Annotated in this window: 1 protein-coding gene; it reads right to left on the reverse strand. The window is 67.3% G+C overall.

Annotation, left to right across the window (positions count from 1 at the left end; all coding sequences use genetic code 11):
* On the reverse strand, positions 1-339 hold a 339-nt coding region (locus IG84_RS0137390), incomplete at both ends, for an ABC transporter ATP-binding protein (RefSeq protein ID WP_031067718.1).

Here is a 339-nt window from a genome sequence, read left to right on the forward strand (position 1 = left end):
CTCCAGCCACAGCACCCGGTCGCAGGTGTCCCGGATGGACTTGTTGTTGTGGCTGACCAGGAAGACCGTGCCGGCCTCCTTGCGCAGCTCCCGGATGCGCGCCTCGGAGCGCTTCTGGAACTTCCGGTCGCCGGTCGCGAGGGCCTCGTCGATCATCAGGACGTCGTGGTCCTTGGCCGCCGCGATGGAGAACCGCAGGCGGGCCGCCATGCCGGAGGAGTACGTCCGCATCGGTAGCGAGATGAAGTCGCCCTTCTCGTTGATGCCGGAGAAGTCGACGATCTGCTGGTAGCGCTCGCGGACCTGCTCGCGGGTCATGCCCATGGCCAGTCCGCCCAG

It is taken from the genome of Streptomyces ochraceiscleroticus (genome assembly GCF_000720485.1).
Lineage (GTDB): Bacteria > Actinomycetota > Actinomycetes > Streptomycetales > Streptomycetaceae > Streptomyces > Streptomyces ochraceiscleroticus.